Origin of the sequence: Variovorax guangxiensis, assembly GCF_003952165.1 — a bacterium.
Lineage (GTDB): Bacteria > Pseudomonadota > Gammaproteobacteria > Burkholderiales > Burkholderiaceae_C > Variovorax > Variovorax guangxiensis.
Genome location: NZ_RXFT01000012.1, coordinates 74,733 through 90,474 on the forward strand (window position 1 = coordinate 74,733; position 15,742 = coordinate 90,474).

The 15,742-nt window shown below is 69.2% G+C and carries 17 protein-coding genes; 11 read left to right on the forward strand and 6 right to left on the reverse strand.

Features of this window, described 5'->3' with window-relative positions; all coding sequences use genetic code 11:
* Positions 1-17: 17 nt before the first annotated feature.
* The 6 genes from EJP67_RS24515 to EJP67_RS24540 all read left to right on the forward strand — a co-directional run bounded on the left by EJP67_RS24515 (position 18) and on the right by EJP67_RS24540 (position 6,049).
* Entirely contained in the window at positions 18-800 is a 783-nt protein-coding gene (locus tag EJP67_RS24515; protein ID WP_126024322.1) for a BMA_0021/BMA_0022 family TOMM bacteriocin, read from the forward strand.
* Positions 801-900: 100 nt separating this feature from the next.
* Entirely contained in the window at positions 901-1,659 is a 759-nt protein-coding gene (locus tag EJP67_RS24520; RefSeq protein ID WP_126024323.1) for a class I SAM-dependent methyltransferase, read from the forward strand.
* Complete coding sequence (locus EJP67_RS24525) at positions 1,652-3,799, forward strand: TOMM precursor leader peptide-binding protein (RefSeq protein ID WP_126024324.1); 2,148 nt, start codon at positions 1,652-1,654, stop codon at positions 3,797-3,799. The genes EJP67_RS24520 and EJP67_RS24525 overlap by 8 nt, the downstream gene beginning before the upstream one ends.
* Positions 3,800-3,821: 22 nt before the next feature.
* A complete protein-coding gene (locus EJP67_RS24530) occupies positions 3,822-4,772 on the forward strand; it encodes an FHA domain-containing protein (RefSeq protein ID WP_126024325.1) in 951 nt (316 codons plus the stop codon).
* A gap of 107 nt (positions 4,773-4,879) precedes the next feature.
* Entirely contained in the window at positions 4,880-5,539 is a 660-nt protein-coding gene (locus EJP67_RS24535) for a hypothetical protein (protein ID WP_240650771.1), read from the forward strand.
* Between the two features lie 174 nt (positions 5,540-5,713).
* Complete coding sequence (locus tag EJP67_RS24540) at positions 5,714-6,049, forward strand: hypothetical protein (protein WP_126024326.1); 336 nt, start codon at positions 5,714-5,716, stop codon at positions 6,047-6,049.
* Positions 6,050-6,171: 122 nt separating this feature from the next.
* Here EJP67_RS24540 and EJP67_RS24545 read toward each other — a convergent pair whose 3' ends face one another.
* The 5 genes from EJP67_RS24545 to EJP67_RS24565 all read right to left on the reverse strand — a co-directional run bounded on the left by EJP67_RS24545 (position 6,172) and on the right by EJP67_RS24565 (position 10,309).
* Positions 6,172-6,564, reverse strand: a complete 393-nt coding sequence (locus EJP67_RS24545; protein ID WP_126024327.1) for a nuclear transport factor 2 family protein — start codon at positions 6,562-6,564, stop codon at positions 6,172-6,174.
* Between the two features lie 104 nt (positions 6,565-6,668).
* Positions 6,669-7,949 (reverse strand): NAD(P)/FAD-dependent oxidoreductase, encoded by a 1,281-nt coding sequence (locus tag EJP67_RS24550; RefSeq protein WP_126024328.1) that lies wholly within the window; start codon positions 7,947-7,949, stop codon positions 6,669-6,671.
* Positions 7,946-8,707 carry an amino acid ABC transporter ATP-binding protein gene (locus tag EJP67_RS24555; protein WP_126024329.1) on the reverse strand — a complete coding sequence of 254 codons (762 nt, stop codon included), beginning with the start codon at positions 8,705-8,707 and terminating at the stop codon, positions 7,946-7,948. Before EJP67_RS24555 ends, EJP67_RS24550 begins: the two co-directional genes overlap by 4 nt.
* Positions 8,704-9,375 carry an ectoine/hydroxyectoine ABC transporter permease subunit EhuD gene (gene ehuD / locus EJP67_RS24560; RefSeq protein ID WP_126024330.1) on the reverse strand — a complete coding sequence of 224 codons (672 nt, stop codon included), beginning with the start codon at positions 9,373-9,375 and terminating at the stop codon, positions 8,704-8,706. The genes EJP67_RS24555 and ehuD overlap by 4 nt, the downstream gene beginning before the upstream one ends.
* Before the next feature lie 166 nt (positions 9,376-9,541).
* Positions 9,542-10,309, reverse strand: a complete 768-nt coding sequence (locus EJP67_RS24565; RefSeq protein WP_126024331.1) for an ABC transporter substrate-binding protein — start codon at positions 10,307-10,309, stop codon at positions 9,542-9,544.
* Between EJP67_RS24565 and EJP67_RS33695 the strand changes: the two genes are divergently transcribed.
* The 3 genes from EJP67_RS33695 to EJP67_RS24575 all read left to right on the forward strand — a co-directional run bounded on the left by EJP67_RS33695 (position 10,308) and on the right by EJP67_RS24575 (position 12,465).
* Positions 10,308-10,466: a hypothetical protein gene (locus tag EJP67_RS33695; protein WP_165909691.1), complete on the forward strand. Its 159-nt coding sequence runs from the start codon at positions 10,308-10,310 to the stop codon at positions 10,464-10,466. The genes EJP67_RS24565 and EJP67_RS33695 overlap by 2 nt on opposite strands.
* 47 nt (positions 10,467-10,513) lie before the next feature.
* Positions 10,514-11,317, forward strand: a complete 804-nt coding sequence (locus EJP67_RS24570) for an IclR family transcriptional regulator (protein ID WP_126024332.1) — start codon at positions 10,514-10,516, stop codon at positions 11,315-11,317.
* Positions 11,318-11,403: 86 nt separating this feature from the next.
* Complete coding sequence (locus EJP67_RS24575) at positions 11,404-12,465, forward strand: adenosine deaminase (protein WP_206169552.1); 1,062 nt, start codon at positions 11,404-11,406, stop codon at positions 12,463-12,465.
* Here the strand turns inward: EJP67_RS24575 and EJP67_RS24580 are convergent.
* On the reverse strand, positions 12,426-13,736 hold the full coding sequence (locus EJP67_RS24580) for an MFS transporter (protein WP_126024334.1): 1,311 nt from the start codon (positions 13,734-13,736) through the stop codon (positions 12,426-12,428). The two genes, EJP67_RS24575 and EJP67_RS24580, sit on opposite strands and share 40 nt — an antisense overlap.
* A 105-nt stretch (positions 13,737-13,841) precedes the next feature.
* Here EJP67_RS24580 and EJP67_RS24585 point away from each other — a divergent pair, with 105 nt between their 5' ends.
* Positions 13,842-14,873, forward strand: coding sequence for a LysR substrate-binding domain-containing protein (locus tag EJP67_RS24585; RefSeq protein WP_126024335.1), 1,032 nt, complete (start codon positions 13,842-13,844; stop codon positions 14,871-14,873).
* A complete protein-coding gene (locus EJP67_RS24590; RefSeq protein WP_126024336.1) occupies positions 14,839-15,645 on the forward strand; it encodes a helix-turn-helix domain-containing protein in 807 nt (268 codons plus the stop codon). The genes EJP67_RS24585 and EJP67_RS24590 overlap by 35 nt, the downstream gene beginning before the upstream one ends.
* Positions 15,646-15,742: the final 97 nt, after the last annotated feature.

The window sequence follows — 15,742 nt, forward strand, 5'->3', positions numbered from 1 at the left end:
CCAAGGATGAAGTAATCATGACTTTCCAAGTCCAAAGCGGTGATCCGCTGCTCGAGTTCCGCCTGGCCTACCTGCGCGCCATCGCCCGTTCGTGGCAGGACGACGCCTACCGCCGCGAACTGCTCGACCAGCAGGACATCCAGCCGATGCTGCACCGCGACTTCGGCCTGCCGACGGCCTGGCCGCAGCTGGACGTGTCGCTGTTCCAGAGCCCCGATCCGGCCCAGCGCGCCGAATGGAAGCCGATGCTCACCTCCGGCTGGGTCGGCCCCGACGATTCCTTCGTGATCGTTCTGCCGCAGGCACCGGCCTCGAACGCCACCGAAGCCCTGGCCGCCTACTACCAGCTGTTCCCGAACTTCATGGGTTCTTCCGCTGCCTTCGAGATTCCTCCCGGCATCGTGGGCGGCGCGCTGCCCACCGGCCTGGGCATTCCCGGCGGCAACGAGGGCTCGCTGCTGGCCTTCGGCGGCGTGGTGCTGCGCGCGATCGCCATCGCATGGCAGTCGCCCGAGCTGCAGTACGAGCTGACCCGCGACCCCGAGACCGACAAGGCGAACGTGCTGAGCCAATGGCTGGGCTACAACAACCCGTTCAACTTCAAGATCCTGTTCACCACCAACTCGGCCTTCACCTGGGACGCGACGAAGTGCGAATGGAACCAGAAGAACGCCGACGGCACCGCGATCAAGAACGCCATCCGCCTGAACTACCCGACGGCACCGGTGGAAGAGAACATGCGCGCCATCGCGCTGACCTCGTACAACAACACGGGCGACCCCTATCCCTTCACCTGCTGAGTCCGCGACAGGGCAGGAGCCGGCCGCAAGCGCGCCCGCGCTGCAGGGCGCCACGGCCACGCTCCTGCTGACGCTGGCCGCGCGCGCCAATTCCGGCGCCGTGGCCGATGCGTCGGTGTTCTCCGATCCCGAGGCACGGCGCATCGCCGCGTCGCTGCCTTTCGACATCTCGGCCTATGCGGCCGACCCGGCCTTCGTGCGCAGCATCGTGCTGCGCGCCGCGCTCTTCGACCGCTTCGCGGCCGGTTTTCTTTCGGATCATCCCGACGCCCTGTGCATCACGCTGGGCGCGGGGCTGTGCACGCGCCGCAGCCGGCTCGGCGCCGCCTCGGTGGCGCGCTCGCGCTGGCTCCACATCGACCTGCCCGATGCCATCGGGCTGCGGGCGCAACACGTACCGCACGCCGATGAAGGCGAGGGCGCCGACATTGCCTGCTCCGTGCTCGACGAGCGCTGGCTCGACACCGCCGGCCTGCCGGGCGACCGGCCGGTGCTCGTGATGCTGGAGGGCGTGTGCCCCTACCTGCCGCAGTCTCCGCTGGAGACCGTGCTGCGCAGCCTTGCCGATCGCTTCGCGCAAGGCACGGCACCCTGCGTCGTCGTGCTCGACCACGTGCATCCGGTGCTCGCGGCCCAGTCGATGGCCGTGGGCGGCATGCGGCTGCCGGTGGTTTCGGGCTTCGAGAACGCCGCGCAGATCGCGCGCCTGCATCCGTCGATGCGGGTGCTCTCGGAAGACCACATCTACGGGCAGTTCTCGGAAAAGCACCGGCTCTTCGAAGCGGCATTCCGGGCCACGACCGGCGCATCGCCCTACGGCGTGGTGCGCCTCGGACTGGGGCGCCACGGCGATGAATAGCGCCGTGGCGCCCGATTTCTTCTCCGACGTCTTCCGCTGGCACGACAGGTTCCTGCCGCCGGTGGTGCTTCAAGACCGCCTGCTGCTGGCCAGCGAGAACGACCTGCTGGTGCTGGGCTCGCCCGGCGTCATGGCCCTGGAGCGGGTGCTTCGCGAAGGCGTCAGCCTCGCCGCCTATTGCCGTACCGGGGAAGCCGCCGCGCAGCTCGCGCAGATGCTCCATGCGCTGGAGACGCTGGCGCGCCAGGGGCTGGTCCGGTCTGTCGCGAAGGGCGACACCGATTCCTGGCTGGTTCCCGATTATTCGGCGGTGCCCGTGCGCACCGCCCTGTCCGGCGATGTGGACGCGGTCGCGCTGTCGAAGGCCGTCGGCGGCGATGTGCCCGGCCACTGGGCACGGTCGCTGCCCGCCGGCACCGGCCTCACCCTGGTCTTCTGCGACGACTATCTCGACCCCCGGCTTGCCGTCATCGACGCGCAGCAGCGTGCCGCGGGCCGGCCCTGGCTGCTGGTCAAGCCGACCGGCGAGCAGGCCATGGCCGGCCCGGTCTTCAGGTCCTCCAGCCCGTGCTGGCACTGCCTCGCGCATCGCTGGCTCCGGAACCGCCCGGCACGTGCCTGGTGGCAATCGCGCCACGGAAACGAAGAAAGCGGCGCGCCGGTGCGTGCCGGCGAAGGGCTCGTCGCCGAGCGTCTCGGCCAGCTGCTCCCGATCGCGCTCGACATCGTGGCGCAGGCGGATGGCGCCCAGGTGCGGACGCTGGATTCGCCGCAGCCTCATTTCGTTGCCGTCCGCCCGCAATGCCCGCATTGCGGAACGCCGAATCTCGTGGCGCACCGGCAGCGCGAGCGCGTCGTGCTGGCGCCCGGCCTGCCCACCGCGAGCCACGACGGCGGCTGGCGCACCGTGCCGGCCTCGGTCACCGTGCAGCGGCTGATGCGCCATGTCAGCCCGCTCACCGGCGCGGTCGCGCGCATCGTGCCGCTGAACGCCGAGGCCGAGGGCGCGCTGACGGTCTACCGCAGCGAGATCTTCAGGACGCCGCCGGCCGGCGACGACGAACTGCCCGGCGTGCTGACCCAGGTGTGCCTGGGCAAGGGCATGGCGATGGAGCAGTCCCGCGCCAGCGCGCTTTGCGAGGCGGCCGAGCGGCATTCGGCCTTCTTCCAGGGCGACGAGGCCTGGGTGATCGCGCCCGCGGCCGACCTGGACGCGCCCTGCATCGAGCCGCAGGCGCTGGCGCTCTTCAGCGACCGGCAGCGCGAACGCTTCCACACGCACAAGCCGCCGCACGCCGTGGCCACGTCCGCCGCGCCGCAGGAAGCAGCGTCATGGTGGACGCCCGCCTGGTCGCTGACCGCCGACGAGCCCCGCTACCTGCCGCTGGCCTTCTGCTTCGCCAACGCACCGGCGCAGAGCCAGTTCCACGTGGGCTGGACCTCCAACGGCTGCGCGGCGGGGAATACGCGCGAGGAAGCCATCCTCCAGGGCTTTCTCGAACTGGTGGAGCGCGACGCCGCCGCCATCTGGTGGTACGGCCGGCACCGCAGGCCGGCGGTCGGGCTCGACAGCCTGTCTGCGGAGATCCTCCAGCGCATCGAGCGCACCTGCGGCCCGCGCTGGGAGCGCTGGGTGCTCGACATCACGCACGATTTCGGCATTCCGGTCGTCGTCGCCGTCGGTCGTCATCTGGACACGGGCGCCTGGGCCGTCGGCTTCGGGTGCAGCCCCGACCGGGCGCTGGCATGCGAGCGGGCGCTCACGGAGATGAGCCAGCTGATCGCGGCCGGCAAGAGCTTCGCGGTGCCGGCCGCCGAATCCGGGGAGGAGGGGCCGCCGGCCTTTCTCCTGCCGGCAGGCGCCGCGCCGGTTGCGGCGGCCCCCGCCGCCCGGTCCGACATCGCCGGGGAGATCCGCCGCTGCGTCGGCATCGCCGCCTCGCTCGGCCTGGAAACCATCGTCCTGGACCACACCCGCCCCGATCTCCCCCTGTGCACGGTGAAGGTGGTGGTGCCGGGCCTGTGCCACATCTGGCCGGAGCTTGGCAATCCGCGCCTGTACGGCGTGCCGGTCGCCCTCGGATGGCGCGACACTTCCCTGCGCGAAGGCGACCTGAATCCGCAGGCGCTGTACGTGTGAGATCGCGTAGGAGAATGCGGCGATGGCCATCTTCAGGAACAAGCTCGACCGGCGTGCCACCGTGCTGCGGCCGGTACATGCATTCGGCCGGCGCGCCTCGGTCTGCCAGACGGTGCTGCAGGCGCCCGACGTGTCCCAGGTCCACGCGATGGTGCGCTGGAGCCGGCAGGCGTGGGAAATCGCCGATCAGAGCCGCAACGGCACCACGCTGAACGGCCAGCGCCTGCCCAGCGGCCGCTGGACCGCGCTGCCGGCCGGCGCCGAGGTCCGCATGGGCATCGGCGACGAGTCGGTCTGGACCGTGGAAGACCTCTCGCCGCCGGCCACCTGCCTCTTTCCGTCCGGCGTCGACGAAGCCGGCGGCATCGTGGAGCTGAACCTGCGCGAGAACCTGCTGCCGGACGAGCACGAGCCCGAGGCGAACGTGTATTTCCAGGACGGCAAGTGGATGCTGGAGCACATCGACGGCATCGAGCTGCTGAGCGACGGCGCCACGGTGCGCACCTCGTCCGGCACCTGGGAGTTCGTGCTGTGCGACGACCTGGACCTCACCTCCGAGACGCCCATATCGACGCCCATGCCGGTGCCGATGTCGGCCGGCGTGGCCCTGCACTTCGAGGTCAGCCAGAACGAGGAGCACACCAGCCTGAACCTGGTGGCGCAGGGTAGGTCGGTGCCGCTGGGCGAGCGCATTCACCACTACACGCTGGTCACGCTGGCGCGCCTGCGCCAGAAGGACGCGCAGCGCGGCATCGCGCCGCAGAGCCAGGGCTGGGTCGGGCTCGACGAGCTGTCGCGCATGCTGGGGGTGGAGCCTTCCTACGTGAACATCCAGATCTTCCGCGCCAAGCACCAGATCCTGAACGCGCTGCCGGCGCACCTGGCCGAGCCGCCTTTGGTCGAGCGCCGGCGCGGTACCGTGCGCCTGGGCAACTACCCCTTCGAAATTCGTGGCGGAGCGCAACCTCTGTAATCGTCTGTAATTCAAATCACCCCCTGCGCTCCCTAGAGTGAGGTCCAGCACGGTGCCATCGTGGCCCGTACTGCCGCCCACCACTCTGTTTCATTCGGGAAGTCGTCATGGGAATGATCTATTCCGTCACGGTCAACAACCATGCAAGCCACTCGGCCTACTTCATGGTGTTCCAGAACGACCCGACGCAACTGGCGCCGAATGCGCTGTCGCTGGCCTGGTTCGCCAGGTTCTCCAACCCGGGGCCGACCTCCCGCGTCAAGTTCCAGTGGAGCGTCGATGTGGGCTTCGCCTGGGCCGAAACGGGCGAGCTGCAGCCCGGCGTGCAGTTCACCCCCACCGAAACCTACGAGCCGAGCGGCGCCAACAACAAGATCACGCTCGACTGCAATCGCACCTACCGGTTCGTGAATCCCTCGCAGGGGCCTGAGCAGTCGCGCCTCTATCTGGCCCAGTCGACGGCCATTCCGGCCAGGTCGGCCGCCGCCGTGGGCGTGACCATGGGCGGCAGCACCGTGTACGCGGTGCAGGCGCGCACCGGCCAGAACCTGACCTTCTCGCCGCATCCGAAGTACTTCATCGCCTACGGCGACTTCGAGGAAGGCGACGTGATCGACGTCGGCGCGATCGGCAACCCGCTGGAGCTGGCGTACCCGCCCGGCGTCTATGCACTGACCACCACGCTGAACGCGGACGGAAGCTGGGACCAGCCGGAGAGCCTGGCGCTTTCGAACGCAAGCCGCCTGCGCATGCTCGCGGCGGCATGAAGAACTCCAAGCCTGTCACACGCCTTGTGGCTTCGTTGAGGACGACGACCATGAAGAAAAGAAGCACCCGCCACCCTGTCCACCCAGCCCCCCCCGGCACGGTGCCGGCGGCGGCCATCGAATTCCAGGAGTCCGGCCATGCACATGCGGCAAGCAACAGTTGAGAGAGTGGCCATGCGGCGCGTGTGCCTGGTGCCTCGGGGCGGCCACCTGGAGGATCCGCAGGTCGACTGCCTGCCGATGGAGGAGGAGGTCTGGGAGCGCGGCTACACGCTGGTGATCGACGAGGTCAAGCGAGGTCTCCTGCAGGACTTCTGGAGGAACTACTACGGCGCCTCCGCCGAGATGGCGATGTCGGGCAACCGGCTGATGGAACTGCGCAAGGACATCATGGCGATCACGCCCGACTGCCTGGGCGAGCCGGCCGTGTTCCAGTTCCTGGTGCAGCTGACCCGCATGTGCGTGCGTGCCTACAGCCAGCAGGGCACGCTGCAGGTAGTGGCGGAATAGGTTCTCCCCCAGGCTGCGCGCACTTCGTGTCGCTTCGCCAACCCCCTTCCGGGGGCGACACCTGCGGCCCGGCGGAGCCGGTTCCGCGGTGTCCTGCGAATGGGGAGGGGCGCGCGAGGGGGTTAGGAATTTGGCGCTTGCAGCTGGGCGCCCATCTTCTGGTGGATCAGGTTCACGGCCTTCAGCGGGCGCAGCATCACCTTGAACTCGGTGATCTTCCCTTCGTCGTTCCACTTCATCATGTCGACGCCGTTGATCTGGATGCCGTCGAGTTCCAGCGCGAATTCGAGCACGGCGTCGCGCTCCGATTTCAGCTCCCGCACGTAGCGGAAGCTCTCGTTGAAGAAGACCTGGAATGCCGCCGCCAGGTATTTCTGCGTGATGCGCTTGCCCACCTGGGGCGTGTGCACCACCGGTGAATGGAATACCGCCGCGTCGTCGAGCAGGGCGTCGAGCCCTGCGACATCGCGTTCCTTGACGAGCCGGTGCCAGGTGGCGAGGGTGTCGATCGGCATGAGTCTCCTGGGGCTGTTGTGGTCGATGCCCGCCATTTGACGCACGCGCGGCGCCCCTGGCAAGGCGCCGCGCGCGCCTAGGCGACTCTGCAGCGACCCGTGCTTCAGGCCAGCCGGTCCAGCAGGCTGTACCACGCCACGCCGCCCGCGATATAGAAGCGTTGCAGTCCGTGCAGCGGTATCGGCCGGATCGGCGACACCGGGTACGGAAAATCCGCCCCCGCGCCCAGCATCCGCGCCGCCAGGTGCCGGCCCATGCTCGTGGCCAGCGCGATGCCCCGGCCGTTGTAGCCCAGCGCGATCGTCATGCCCGGCGCGGGCGTGTGCACGTGCGGCATGAAGTCGCGCGTGACGGCGATGCGGCCGGCCCAGCGGTACTCGTAGCGCAGCGGCCCGAGCTGCGGGAACAGCAGCTCCAGCGAGCGCTCCAGGTGCGCGAAATCGGCCGGACCGGCCGGATCGGCGAAATGGCCGCGCCCGCCCATCAGCAGGCGGCCCTGCGCGTCCTTGCGGAAATAGAGCAGCAGGCGCTGCGAGGTCGAAGCGGTTTCGCCGCGCGGCAGGATGGCGTCGGCCGCCGCGCCCTTCAGAGGCTCGGTGGCCACGATGAAGCTGTTGGCCGCCAGCACCGTGCGCTTCAGCCCCGGCCACAGCGCGCCGGTGTAGCCGTTGGTCGCGATGAGCACCTGCTCGGCCGTGACACTCGCGCCCGTAGCCGTGCTCGCGTGCCAGTGCGCGCCGCGCCGCTCCAGCGCCGTGACCTCGGTGCCGCCGTGCACCGCCGCGCCCAGGCTTTGCGCGGCGCGCACCAGCCCGCGCGTGTAGGCCAGCGGCTGGATGCCGCCGGCGCGGCCGTCGAGCCAGCCGCCGGCGAAGGTGTCGGTGCCCAGCCGCGCCGCGACGGCCGCTCGGTCCAGCGTTTCCGTCTTCGCGCCGCGCCTGGCCCATTGCGCGGCGCGCGCGTGCAGGCCGGCCACGTCCTTCTGCGAATAGGAAAGCTGCAGCCAGCCGTTGCGCACCGGCTGGCAGTCGATGCCGTGGCGCGCGATCAATTCGAACACCAGGTCGGCCGAGCGCGACACGGCGTCGATCAGCGGCTCGGCACGCCCGGCGCCGAAGATCCGCACGAGTTCGTCGGGGTCGTGCTTCAGCGTCGGGTTCACCTGTCCGCCGTTGCGCCCAGAGGCGCCCCAGCCGGGCTCGTGCGCTTCCAGCACGCAGACCTGTGCGCCGGCCTCGGCCAGGTGCAACGCGGCCGAGAGGCCCGTGAAGCCGCCACCGACGATCAGCACGTCGGCCCTGCGCGACTCGGCCAGCGGCGGCGTCGGCGGTGCCGGCGGCGCAGTGGCGGCCCAAAGGGAGGGTGGCAGTGCGCCAGCGCTCATCCGCGCACCTCCGCGGCCGCCGCGGCACCGGAAGGATGCAGCACGCGGCGCAGGAAGTCCTGCGTGCGCGCATGGCGCGGCGCGCCCAGCACCTGCGCGGACGGGCCTTCCTCCACGATGCTGCCGCTGTGCAGGAAGCACACGCGGTCGGCTACCTCGCGGGCGAAACCCATCTCGTGCGTGACCACGATCATCGTCATGCCCTCGTCGGCCAGCGCGCGCATCACGCCGAGCACGTCGCCGACCAGCTCGGGGTCGAGCGCCGACGTGGGCTCGTCGAACAGCATGGCCTCGGGCTTCATCGCGAGCGCGCGGGCGATCGCCACGCGCTGCTGCTGTCCGCCCGAGAGCTGCGCCGGCCAGGCCTGCGCCTTCTCGGCCAGCCCGACCTTGGCCAGTAGCGCCATCGCTTCCTCGCGCGCCTGCGCCGCGCTCTGGCGCAGCACGTAGACGGGGCCTTCCATCACGTTCTCCAGCACCGTGCGGTGCGGGAACAGGTTGAAGCGCTGGAACACCATGCCCATGCGGCTGCGCAGCCGGTGGATGTTCGGCGCGTTGCGGTCCACGCGCTCGCCGAAGGCGCGGATCTCGCCGCCCTCGTACGACTCCAGCGCGTTGATGCAGCGAAGCACCGTCGACTTGCCCGAGCCCGACGGGCCGATCAGGCACACCACCTCGCCCTTGTCCACATGCAGGCTCACGCCCTGCAGCACGCGGTGCGCGCCGAAGCGCTTTTCGAGTCCCTCGACGTGGATCATGGCTGCTTCCTCCCGGCGGCGAAGCGCTTCTCGAGCCGGCGCAGGCCGTACACCAGCGGCAGGCTCATCAGCAGGTAGAGCAGGGCGACCAGCGTGTAGACCGTCATGTTCTGGAAGGTGGACGAGGCGATGAGCTGGCCCGCGCGCGTCATCTCGGCCACGGTGATGGTCGAGACCAGCGAGGAGTCCTTCAGCATCATCACCAGCGTGTTGCCGTAGGGCGGCAGCGCGATGCGGAAGGCCTGCGGCAATATCACCCGCCGCATGATCAGCGCCGAGCGCATGCCCATGGCCTGCGCCGCCTCGCGCTGGCCCGGGTCGACCGCCTCGATGCCGGCGCGGAAGTTCTCCGCCTGGTAGGCCGAATAGGCGATGCCCAGCCCGATCACGCCGGCCTGGAAGGCCGTGAGTTGCACGCCGAAATCCGGCAGCACGAAGTAGATGTAGAAGAGCTGCACGATGATCGGCAGACCGCGGATCACGTTGATGACTGCGGTGGCCGCCATCGACAACGGGCGCACCGGCGAGAGCTTCATCAGCGCGAGCCCGAGGCCGAGCACGCTGCTCAGCAGGAACGAGAGCACGGTCACCTGCACGGTGACGATCGCGCCCTGCAGGAGGATCGGCAGGAAGTCCTGCGCGTGCTGGAGGAAGGAGGGAGCAGCCATCTACATCAGTCCTGTCGCGCGGTGCGCAGCCCGCCGAATCGACCGGCCGACGTAGGCAGGCCCGTTCGGGGAACACCGCGGAACCGGCTTTGCCGGGCCGCAGGTGTTGCCCCCTGCAAGGGGGTTGGCGCAGCGACACGAAGTGCGCGAAGCCTGGGGGTGTGCATCAGATCCCCCATTTCTGGACGATCTTCGCCAGGGTGCCGTCGGCCTTGATCGCCGCGATCGCCTTGTTGATGCGTGCCAGCGTCTCGGTGTCGCCCTTGCGCACCACCAAGCACACGTCGCCCACGTTCACTGCCTTGTAGCTGTCGACCAGCTTCACTCCCGGGAAGGTGTTCTGGCGGATCTGGTAGGCCATGATGGGCTGGTCGCCGAGGCCCGCCTTGATGCGCCCGAGCGAGAGGTCGCGCGTCATGTCGGCCACCGAGTCGTAGCTGCGCACCTCCTTGAAGATGCCCTTCTTGTTGAGCATGTCGAGGAACACCGTGCCGACCTGCGCGCCCACCACCTCGCCCTTGAGCTCGTCGAGCGAGACGTATGCGCGGGTGTCGTCGGCCTTGACGATCAGGCCCTCGCCGTAGGAGTACACCGGGTCGCTGAAGTCGACCACCTCCTGGCGCGCCGGCGTCTTCAGCATGGCGGCCGAGACGATGTCGATCTTGCGCGCGGTGAGCGAGGGGATCAGCGCCGAGAACACCGTCTGCTGCACGTTCACGCCGAAGCCGCCCGCCTTGCCCACGGCGGTGACGGTGTCGACCATCATTCCCTGGATGCTGTTGGTCTTCACGTCGAGGAAGGTGAAGGGCACGCCGGTGGCGGTGGCGCCCACGTTGTAGGTGGGCGCGGCGCCCTGCGCGGCGGCCAGCGAGGCGGCGCCGGCGATGCAAAGACCCAGGGCCAGGCGATGAAGGCGGCGAACGATGCGATTCATGGAAGCACTCCTCGAAGCAAGGGAAGTTGAAGAAAGAGACAAGAAAAAAGAGGCAGCGAAGGAAAGTGATGCGGGGCAGCGCGATGCAACATGCATGCCAATAATCGATTCTTTTGAATCTCTAGACAATAAATACAAACCACTAGTCGAATCATAAATATCGATGTTCGATATTCTTGAGGGATGTGGCTATACTCCACCGCCATGGACGCCACCCCCGACACAGCCCCCGAAGACAGCCAGAGCCTGCTTTTCAACCAGTCGCTGGAGAAGGGCCTGGCCGTGCTGCGCGCCTTCAGCGCCCGGCGCCGCACCATGACGCTGGCCGACGTGGCCGAGGCCACCGACATCACCAAGAGCTCGGCCCAGCGCATGGTCTTCACGCTCGAGAAGCTGGGCTACGTGCGCAAGCACCCGAAGACGCGGCGTTACCAGCTCACGCCCAGGGTCATGGAGATCGGCTTCAACTACCTTGCGGCCCATTCGCTGATCGACGTGGCCAACCCGTTCCTGTCGGAGCTCACCAAGGTGACGACCGAGACCTCCTGCCTCACCGAGCCCGACGGGCTGGACATGGTCTATGTGGCGCGCTTCGTCAGCGCGCAGTTCGTGCCGGTGCACATGCCCATCGGCAGCCGCATTCCCATGTATTGCACCGCTTCGGGGCGCGCCTTTCTCAGCGCGCTGCCCGAGGATGAGGCGCGCGCGCTCATCGAAGCCTCCGACCGCGTGGCGCACACCATGCACACCCGCACCGGCGTGGACGAGATCCTGGAAGAGCTTCGCCAGGCGCGCCAGCAGGGCTTCGCCACCAATGCCGAGGAGCTCTTTCTCGGCGACATGACCATCGCCGCGCCCGTGCTGGGCGCGCAGGGGCGGCCGGTGGCCTCGGTGCACGTGGTGGCGCCCACCAGCCGCTGGACGCTGGAGGAGGCGGTGCGCAAGCTGGCGCCCACGCTGCTGCTGTGCGCACGCTCGCTCACCAGTTCGGCACGCAGCATCGACTGAGACCTATACGGTTTCAGACATCGCGCCGGCAGGTGGCTGCCCTTATGCTGTGCGGGATCACAACGCAGCAGCAGTTCGCACCCACCATGACCGATTTCCGCCCCACCTACGACAAGAGCTTCGACCGCATCGCCGCCGACCGCCTGCCCGCGCTGCTGCGCGCCATGCCCAAGGCGGAGCTGCACATGCACATCGAAGGCTCGCTCGAACCCGAGCTCATCTTCGCGCTCGCGCAGCGCAACGGCGTGTCCATTCCCTACGCCAGCGTCGAGGAGCTGCGCAAGGCCTACGCCTTCACCAACCTGCAGAGCTTCCTGGACATCTACTACGCCGGCGCCAGCGTGCTGCTCAAGGAGCAGGACTTCTACGACATGGCCTGGGCCTACCTGGAGCGCGCCGCGGCCGACAACGTGGTGCACACCGAAATGTTCTTCGACCCGCAGACGCACACCGCGCGCGGCGTGCCGATGGAGACGGTGGTCAACGGCCTGCACCGCGCGTGCACCGATGCACGCTCGAAGCTGGGCGTGAGCGCCGCGCTCATCCTGTGCTTCCTGCGGCACCTGAGCGAGGAAGACGCCTTCGAGACGCTGGAGCAGGCGCTGCCCTACCGCGACAAGTTCATCGGCGTGGGGCTCGATTCGAGCGAGGTGGGCCATCCGCCCGAGAAGTTCGCCCGCGTGTTCGCGCGCTGCCGCGAGCTGGGCTTCCACCTCGTCGCGCATGCCGGTGAAGAAGGCCCGCCCGAATACGTCTGGAGCGCGCTCGACGTGCTGAAGGTCGAACGCGTCGACCACGGCGTGCAGAGCACCAAGGACCCGGAATTGATGAAGCGCCTGGCGAAGGACCGCATTCCGCTGACCGTCTGCCCGCTGTCGAACCTCAAGCTCTGCGTGTTCCCCGACCTGTCGAAGCACAACCTCGGCGCGCTGCTCGACGCGGGGCTGGTGGCCACCGTCAACTCGGACGACCCGGCCTACTTCGGCGGCTACATGAACCAGAACTTCACCGAGACCTTCGCCGCCACAGGCCTGAGCGTGCAGCAGGCCTGGCAGCTCGCGGCGAACAGCTTCGAGGGCAGCTTCATCGACGAGGCCGCCAGGCGCGCCTACGTCGAGCGGCTCAACGCCGTCTTCGCGAGCTTCTGATCGGCGGCGGCGGGCCGAGCCACCAGCAGCGGCATCGCCACGAGCGCACAGGCGCTGGCCGCCAGCCACACCATCGGCCAGCCCTGCAGCGCCAGCAGGTGCGGAATGGAGAAGGGCGTGACGAAGCACACCAGGAACACGCTGGTGTTCGCCATGCCCAGCGCGGTGCCGGCACGCGATGCGCCGGCCAGCGTGGCGAGCTCGGTGTAGGCCACGCCGTGCCATGCCGACACGCACACGCCGCTCACGCCCAGCAGCATCACCAGCGCGATGCGCAGCGCCGCCGAGTCGGCCGCGTGCGCGCCCGATGCCAGCGCCAGCACGGCGAGGCCCGCGAACAGGAGAACCGTGAGCCCGCTGCAGGCGCGCAGGTAGGCCGGCCGGTTCCTGTTGCGGTCGGTCCAGCGGCCGCTCCATACGCGCATGACCATCGCGCCGACCTGCACGAACACCATCGTCGCGGTGATGGTCGCCAGGCCCGCATGGCCGAAGTCGTGCAGGAACACCGTGCCGAAGGAGAGCACCGCGAACTGCGGCGCGCAAAGAATGCCGATGCCGGCCACGATGCGCCACGCGCGCGCGTCGCGCAGCGGTCCGCTCTTCGGCGCGGCGGCTGAAGCCGGCAAAGCCGTGTCGCCGGCCACCGCGATGGGCGGTTCATGCACCCACGCCCAACTCATGGCAGCGCTCAGCGCGCACAGCAGCGCGAGCAGGCCATAGAGCGCCGCGAAGCCAAAGTGCAGCGCGACGTAAGGCAGCACCAGCGCGCCGATGCCGCCGCCCATCGGCACGGCCGTCTGGCGGATGCTCATCGCGAGGCCGCGCTCGCTGGCGTCGAACCAGGTCATCACCGCGCGGCCGCTGGCGCCGTTGACACTGCCGCCGAGCAGCCCCACCAGCAGCAGCCCGCTGCCGAGCCAGCCCAGCCCGGGGATGTGCTCCGCGGCCGGCGCGGCCCACAGCGCCATCGCGACCAGCGCGAGCGCCGTGCTGCCCAGGCCCGCCAGCAGAACCGGGCGGTCGCCCCAGCGGTCGGTCAGCAGGCCCCAGGGCAGCTCGCTCACCGCGATGCCCAGCCCCATGAGGCCGAGCACCAGCCCGAGGGTGGCGTTGTCGAGCTGGTAGCCGGTGCGCATCAGCACGGCGGTCATCGGGATGCCGCTGAAGGCCACCGAGAAGGCGGCGTTGGCAGCCACGCCTGCCGCCAGCACCTTCCAGCGATGGCGCGGCGTGAATGAAGAGGGGATGGGGGAAAGGGGCGAATGGGTCATCTTGCCGGGCAGTTTCCGCCTCGGCGAAGGTTTTGAAAATCAGAAAATAATTGGCGAATCGTCCTGAAAAACAGGATGATCGCCACGAAACCCGAAGGAACCGCAATGAGCCAGGTGATGTTCGATCTAGACGTGCTGCGCACTTTCTCCACCGGCATCGCGCTCGGCAGCTTCGCCCGTGCGGCCGACAAGCTGGGGCGCTCCACCTCCGCCGTGAGCGCGCAACTGAAGAAGCTCGAATCGCAGGCCGGCACCGCGCTATTCCGCAAGGCGGGCCGGGGGCTGGAGCTCACCGATGCCGGCGAGACCTTGCTGGCGTATGCCCACCGCATGCTCGAACTCAACGACGAAGCCAGCGCCGCGATGCGCGGCGTCGACCTGCAGGGCTCGGTGCGGCTGGGCCTTCAGGAAGACTTCGGCGAGACGCTGCTGCCGGCCGTGCTGGGCCGCTTCGCACGCGCGCATCCCAAGGTGCGCATCGAGGCCTGCGTGGCGCGCAGCGGCGAACTGCGCGAGCGGCTCGAACTCGGCCAGCTCGACCTCGCGCTGGCCTGGGATGCGGGCGACCAGCCGCTGTCGCCGTATGCCGAGCGCGTCGCGCGGCTGCCCCTGCTGTGGATCGGGCCGCGCACGCCCGAGCGGGTCGAGGCGCCCTGGTGGACGCAGCGCGAGCAGCAACACGGCGCGGGCGCACGCCAGCCCGAGAGCAAGGAGCCGCTGCCGCTCATCATGCTCGACGCACCCTGTCCGCTGCGCGAGATCGTCATCACCGCGCTCGACAAGGCCGGCGTGCCGTGGCGCCGTGCCTTCGGCAGCGCCAGCCTCGCCGCGCTGTGGGCGGCGGCATCGGCCGGGCTGGGCCTGACGGTGCGCACGCCATTCGGCCTGCCGTCGCACGTGCGGGCCATCGACCGCTCCACGCTGGCGCTGCCCGCGCTGCCGCAGATATCGCTCGTGCTCTATCGTGCGCAGGCCCTGCCGGAGGCGCCCGCGAGCCGCCTTGCCGGGCTGCTGCTGGAGGCCGTTCGCCAGCACGTGCAGCCGGCCGGGTTGCCGATGCGTGAGAATCCGCCGCTGGAGACAAGAACAAAAGTGATACGGCATGGCAACGCAAAACTTCCTGCACCTGTGGGATGACAGGTTCCTCTACATCACACCGGCCATCCAGTCGGGCCTGACGGCCCGCTCGTCGGCCACGCTGCTGGCGTCGGTCAGCGGGCATCCCTTCACGCTCGAGGCGGTCGACGGCACCCGCGTGCACTGCACCGCCGCGCTGGTCGCGCCGCACGTGTCGCGGCGGCTCGACGTCGACGGCTGCGGGCTGCTTTCGCTCAACCTCGACCCCGCTTCCAGCGCCTACCGCATGCTCGCGCGCCGCATGGGCGGCCATGGCATCCAGCCCATAGACGCACGGCGCTTCGGCGCGCTGCGCGACGACTTCGGGCCCGCGCAATGCGGCGCGTTGCCCAACGAGCGGTTGCAGTCGCTCAGCGCGAAGATGGTCGAGACCATCACCGAGAGCCCCGAGCTGCAGGCGCCGCTCGATCCACGCATCGAACGCGTGCTGCAGGCCATCCGCGCGCATGCGGGGCAGATCGCGCTGCGCGATCTCGCGGCCGTGGCCTGCCTTTCGCCCGACAGGCTCACGCACCTGTTCGCCGAGCAGGTGGGCGTGTCGGTCAAGCGCTATGCGCTGTGGACCAAGGTGCGCCGCACGGTGCAGCAGTTCACCGGGCAGCGTTCGCTCACCGACGTTGCACTGGTCAGCGGCTTCACCGATGCGGCGCACATGAGCCGCACCTTCCAGCGCTACTTCGGCCTGCCGCCTTCGTTCCTGGCCAGCCAGGTGCGCGTGACGGCCGATGAGCATGCCTCGCACGCGTGGGGCCAGAACGCGCCGCTGCACTGACGCGATCGGCCGCAGGGGCCATCGCATGCAACGCAGCGGCTGCGTACAAGCCGCGAGCTGCGAGGCTGCCTAAGCTCCGGGACGCTCCGTCAAGAGA